Below are 5,810 nucleotides of genomic sequence, written 5' to 3'. Positions count from 1 at the left end.
CATATTTGCCTCTAAATTGATATAAATATTTTAATATGTGTGGAATTGTTTGTGCATTTGATGTAAAGGAAAGTACGGAGGTCTTACGGCCGCAATTGTTGGAAATGTCAAAGAAAGTTAGGCATAGAGGTCCTGACTGGAGTGGTATTTATGCCGATGATAAAGCCATTTTGGCCCATGAACGATTGTCAATTGTCGATCCGGCGTCTGGAAAACAGCCGTTGTTCAGTCCTGATAATAAACTAGTGCTCGCCGCTAATGGGGAAATATATAACCATAGGGAGCTGCGCAAACAGTTCGAGGGAAAATATGATTTTCGAACCCAATCCGATTGTGAGGTAATTTTAGCCTTGTATCAGGAAAAAGGCGTCGATTTTCTTGATGAAATGAATGGAATCTTTGGTTTTGCCATATATGATACTGAAAAGGACGAGTATTTTGTGGCCCGTGACCATATGGGAATCATTCCCTTATATATGGGATGGGACAAGAATGGGACGTTTTATGTGGCATCAGAGTTAAAAGCGTTGGAAGGTACGTGTACCAAAATCGAATTATTCCCTCCGGGGCATTATTTGCACAGTAGCGATGGGGAACTTAAAAAGTGGTATTCCCGTGATTGGATGGAATATGATGCTGTAAAGGAAAACGAAACCAGCATACAAGAAATTAAGATAGCCTTAGAGGCTGCGGTACATAGGCAATTGATGTCCGATGTACCCTATGGGGTATTGCTCTCAGGTGGGTTGGATTCTTCCGTTACTTCTGCGATCGCAAAAAAATACGCCCAAAAACGAATTGAATCCGATGATACCACAGAGGCATGGTGGCCACAATTGCACTCTTTTTCTGTAGGATTGGAAGGGTCCCCAGATTTGGCTGCTGCCCAAAAAGTGGCAAAACATATTGGCACCATCCACCATGAAATTAAATTTACAATCCAAGAAGGTCTCGATGCCATAAAGGATGTTGTTTACAACCTCGAAACCTATGATATCACTACCATTAGGGCCTCTACACCAATGTATCTGATGGCAAGGGTAATCAAATCCATGGGAATTAAAATGGTGCTTTCAGGAGAAGGGGCCGATGAATTGTTCGGAGGCTATCTGTATTTCCACAAAGCACCGAACGCTCGGGAATTCCATGAAGAAACTGTGCGTAAGTTGAGCAAACTACATATGTATGATTGCCTTCGTGCGAACAAAAGTTTAGCTGCATGGGGTATTGAAGGTCGGGTTCCTTTCTTGGATAAGGAATTTATGGATGTGGCCATGCGCATTAACCCACAGGATAAAATGATCAACGGGGAACGCATGGAAAAATGGGTGGTTCGCAAAGCCTTTGAGGATATGTTACCGGCCAGTGTAGCATGGCGCCAAAAAGAACAGTTTTCAGATGGGGTGGGCTATAGCTGGATCGATACTTTGAAGGAAGTGGTGAATGAGGAAGTGACAGATGAGCAATTGGCCAATGCAAAATTCCGATTCCCCATTCAAACGCCTCAGAATAAGGAAGAGTTTTATTATCGCTCCATTTTTGAGGAACATTTTCCAAGTGATGCAGCCGCACTTTGTGTTCCTCAGGAACCATCAGTGGCCTGCAGCACCAAGATTGCCTTAGAGTGGGATGAAGCATTCAAGAACATGAACGACCCATCGGGTAGGGCAGTGGCCAAAGTGCATGAGGATGCGTATTCAAAATAATATTACGAACTTTTTTTGATATTTTTTTTAAAAGAAAACCTTGAGTGTAGCCTCAAGGTTTTCTTATTTTAAAGTTTAGATATCTAATTAGCAACTTTTACAAAAAACCATTGGCCGCCCAAACCTTTGTTGTTATCTAAAACAACCCTGCCATTATCTAGGGCATTTAAAACATATTGATTATTTAACATGTTTTTTATATGGAACCTTCCATTATCCAAACGTTCAATTTCCCATTCTTGATGATTTCTAAGAATTCCAACAACAGCTGGTAACCGATTCCATGTTTGTACTCCACTGTTATTTCCTCCAACATTACCTCTATCGGCATCAATAACTTTACTACCGCTTTTACATTTAATTACATATCCGCCTAAGACGCCAGCGGGTATATTCTCAACATTCCATTTAAAACGATTACTAGTACTTAAAGAATTCATTCTAAAAGGTTTTCCATTGCTATTGGTTTCACCTGCTTTTATATTTAAATATTTTTTTGTTTTAGCATTCATAATATAATAAGTACCAGGTTCCATATCTTGGTCTATTCCAAAAAAGGATTGGACAATAGTACTGCCATTTTCTTCCGATACATCAAGAGGAGTACAAAATTCTGTAGGTGCTGGTGGAGCTTCTGGAATTTTACCTTCAAGGCTGGGCCGATTGTCTATCAATTCATAAAATGCTGCTCTGGCATACCATTGAGAGTGATGATGACATATGAATGGCGACGGAAATTCACGTTGCTCACTTTTGTCAAAATGATAGTTATTACTGCCTTGCTCACTGCTATAATGGTTCAGTATCCCAGCTCTTGCATAAGGGAGTGTCATTCCTGACGGTAATCTAGGGACAGGATCGTTGCGATAAATAAATCTTTGAAGTCTAGTTCCTGGAAGTACCCGCTCTAAAGTATTGGCTAATGCTTGATCACCCACTGCCGGTGAGGCATAGGCATATACTGCAAAGGGTTGGATATTGTACATCTTTTTTAAATACAAAGCCGATAATTGAGCATGTGCACCACCTAAACTATGACCGGTAATCCATAATTTTTTATTTTCTACACCAAGTTCACGTAATCTATTTGCTAGTTTTCCAAGAATATCTCCATATATAATACTTTTGTTAAAACCTTCATGCACCAAACCAGAGATATTGCTGCTAGGAGGTGGTACCAAAAGCATGTCAGGGTTAGTTTCTAACCATTCACCAAATTCATAAATAGCTCCACCAACTATTGGAGTTGTATTAGAAACCCTGTCGGTACCTCTCCAAGCTATGATGATATAGTCTTTAGTTGAGATAAGCATGGCTTCAGGATCAATACCTTTTCCGTTCGATTCATAAAAAAACTCGATGACTAATTTTTCTTTTTCATTTGATCCAATAGGGGTGAGTTCCGTTTTTAACAAGTCCCTTTTGGTTCTCCTACTTTGCGCTTGTTTGGTTACTGGTGCATTCACATCCGCTTTTACATTTCGTAAAACCTTGATAACTGGATTGTGTTTGTTTGGGTTAAACCATTTTTCTAACCTACTCTTAAATTCAATTTCAAATTCACTATTATTTTGAGAAAGTGCGACTGCTTCCGCTGCTGAATCTCTTCTAAGATTTAATAAAAGATGAGGAGTCATTTTGCAATTAAGCATTGCTAGCAGATAGGTGTTTGCCAAATTGTTTCCAGAATCATTATATTCAAAATTATCAAAACAGTTAATTTCCTTATTGGGCATCGTTTGGGCCACAATCTGGAAGTTCATAAAATGAACACCCAGTATGACCAATACCGCTATTATTTTTTTAATATTTTTCATGACTAGATTATTTTTTTATCAGAGATGGCTACTATTCAAATGAAATCTTGCGAATTCTGGCATTATCCGTGTCGGTTACCAGCAAATTTCCATCGGCATCAATGGTTATTGCTCTTGGCCTATTGAATTGCGCCGTTGCACCGTCTCCATCTGAAAAACCAGACGTACTTCCTGCAACGGTACTTACTTGCCCTTCTGGTGTTATTTTTCTTATTCTATTGTTTTCGCTGTCTACTATGTAGAGGTTACCTTGTTTATCAACTGTAATGCCCGTTGGATTATTAAATTGTGCGCTAATTGCTGGCCCATCCGCAAATCCGATCGTGCTTCCGGCAATTGTGGTAACTTGGCCATTCGGCGTTATTTTTCGAATCCTATTGTTCGCCTGATCTGCAGCGTAAATATTACCGGAAGCGTCAATGGCCAAGGCGCTCAAAACTTGAAATTGGGCGTTAACGCCTAAGCCATCGGCAAAACCGCCATTACTTCCGGCCAAAGTACTGATCGTTCCGTTCGGGTCAATTTTAAATATCTTTCTATCGTCCGCGACAAATATGTTTTCAAAATTGTCGATTACTATTCCCGTTGGATTTAAAAGTAAATTGGTAATGGTGCTCGTTATTCCGTCATCCGGGCCAATTTGGCGTATCTTCCCTACTACTTGTTCGGTTGCAATTACATTGCCCGATACATCGATGGTAAGCTGTTCAACCCCAAAGAAACCAGCAGTGGATCCTTGCCCGTCAATAGAACTATTGGTGCCAATACCTCCTGCCAAGCTACTCACAATACCATCCGGTGTAATCTTTCTTATTCTACCATTGGCTCGATCCGCTATAAAGATATTGCCCAAAGCATCGGTAGTTATCCCACGTGGTATGGCAAACTTTGCAACCGATCCAACACCGTCTTCATAGCCTTCAACGCTTCCCGCAATTGTGCTTACTTCAACAGTAAAGACATAGGTGAATTCAGCGCCGCTTAATTGAAAACCATCGACAATTGCCTTGACCAAACCGGTCTGGGCACCACTTGGTACTATTGCTATTATTTCGGTATCACTGACTGATTTGATCAAAGCCGGTTTATCATTGAAAAATACGCTGACCAAATTTTGATCTGTACCAAAATCCTCGCCATTAATGGTTACTTCTGTGCCTTTAGGACCACTTTCAGGAGTAAATGAAGAAATTGCAGGCCCAAATACCGTAAATGTGGGCCCGGCCAATTCGATATCATCCACAACCATCCGTACATTTCCAGTAGCCGCATCACTTGGTACCTCAACGACTACCTCTGTATTGGTGATGGACACCAAAACTGCTCGGGTCTCCCCGTTTATGGCCGTTGTAAAGAAAACTTGTGCTTTGGTGGCGTCCGAACCAAAATTGGCCCCTGTAAAGGTTACTTCTGTACCTTTAGGCCCGATTTCTGGCGCAATACTGTTCAATGTGGGCTGTAGAAAAGTGAATACCGGTCCGTCGATGGTGGTGCCATTTACAATGATCTTTATAGCACCTGAGCTGGCATTGGCCGGTGCAATCGTTTTTATTTCGGTATTGGTTACCGATTGCACAATGGCTTCGACGGCATTGAAGAACACTTTTACCTTGTTCTTGTCAGTGCCAAAATTTTCACCGGTAAGCGTTATTTCCGCTTCCTTTGCTGCACTTTCCGGATCAATACTGCTTAATGTGGCCGCCAATGTTGGCGCTGGTTCTGGTTCCTGAGTTGTTGTGCTATCCTCTTTACTACAGGCAAAAAATATGCACATAACCATTAAAGGGATTAGAATAATTTTCGAAATTGTTTTCATCAGATTTTATTTAAGGATTAACAGCTGTAAGTTGCTGTTAATACCCGAGGCATACATCAGGTAAAATCTGTGGTTTTAAAAATCAGGGTAAACCCTAGGAAGAAATAGTTTATAGTTTAAAAAGACGGAAATAGGAAATACCTTGTATTGATCTTAATCTAATAACCCCTTTTCAAGGGCTACCCTGATTAGTCCGGCAGTATTTCGGACACCTAATTTTTGAATGAGGTTATTACGATGGCTTTCTACGGTTTTGGTACTAATAAAAAGCAATTCTGCAATTTCTTGATTGGTGTGCTCTTTTGCAATCAGGTTAAGGACTTCTTTTTCCCGCCGTGTGAGTTTTGGGATAAATGCTAGTTGGATTGGGTTACCGATACTATCATTCAACAAAATATCCTGAATGCTTCTAGGCAGATAGGTATGCCCATTATTAACGGTTGTAATGGCCAATATTAATTCTTGTTTATC

General features: G+C 40.5%; 4 protein-coding genes. 1 reads left to right on the top strand and 3 read right to left on the bottom strand.

The window, feature by feature from the left end:
- The first annotated feature begins 35 nt into the window (after nt 1-35).
- On the top strand, nt 36-1,706 hold the full coding sequence (gene asnB / locus WBM98_RS09265; protein WP_424365741.1) for an asparagine synthase B: 1,671 nt from the start codon (nt 36-38) through the stop codon (nt 1,704-1,706).
- A gap of 83 nt (nt 1,707-1,789) precedes the next feature.
- On the opposite strand, the gene WBM98_RS09260 is transcribed toward asnB, so the two are convergent.
- From WBM98_RS09260 to WBM98_RS09250, 3 genes are all read right to left on the bottom strand, one after another.
- The gene (locus WBM98_RS09260; protein ID WP_424365740.1) at nt 1,790-3,523 is read right to left on the bottom strand and encodes a lipase family protein; all 1,734 of its coding nucleotides are present in this window, start codon (nt 3,521-3,523) and stop codon (nt 1,790-1,792) included.
- 31 nt (nt 3,524-3,554) lie between these two features.
- Nucleotides 3,555-5,297, bottom strand: coding sequence for an IPT/TIG domain-containing protein (locus WBM98_RS09255; protein WP_424365739.1), 1,743 nt, complete (start codon nt 5,295-5,297; stop codon nt 3,555-3,557).
- A 195-nt stretch (nt 5,298-5,492) separates the two neighbouring features.
- The coding region (locus WBM98_RS09250; protein WP_424365738.1) for a response regulator transcription factor at nt 5,493-5,810 on the bottom strand (318 nt) is incomplete at its 5' end.

The organism is Maribacter sp. (assembly GCF_049667165.1).
Lineage (GTDB): Bacteria > Bacteroidota > Bacteroidia > Flavobacteriales > Flavobacteriaceae > Maribacter_A.
Note: the sequence above shows the minus strand (reverse complement) of the source record. Positions and strands in the feature narration are given on the sequence as shown.

Coding starts and splice junctions, on each gene's coding strand:
- WBM98_RS09260 (WP_424365740.1), bottom strand. CDS start 3,523: ATGAAAAATATTAAAAAAATAATAGCGGTATTGGTCATACTGGGTGTT.
- WBM98_RS09255 (WP_424365739.1), bottom strand. CDS start 5,297: ATGTGCATATTTTTTGCCTGTAGTAAAGAGGATAGCACAACAACTCAG.
- asnB (WP_424365741.1), top strand. CDS start 36: ATGTGTGGAATTGTTTGTGCATTTGATGTAAAGGAAAGTACGGAGGTC.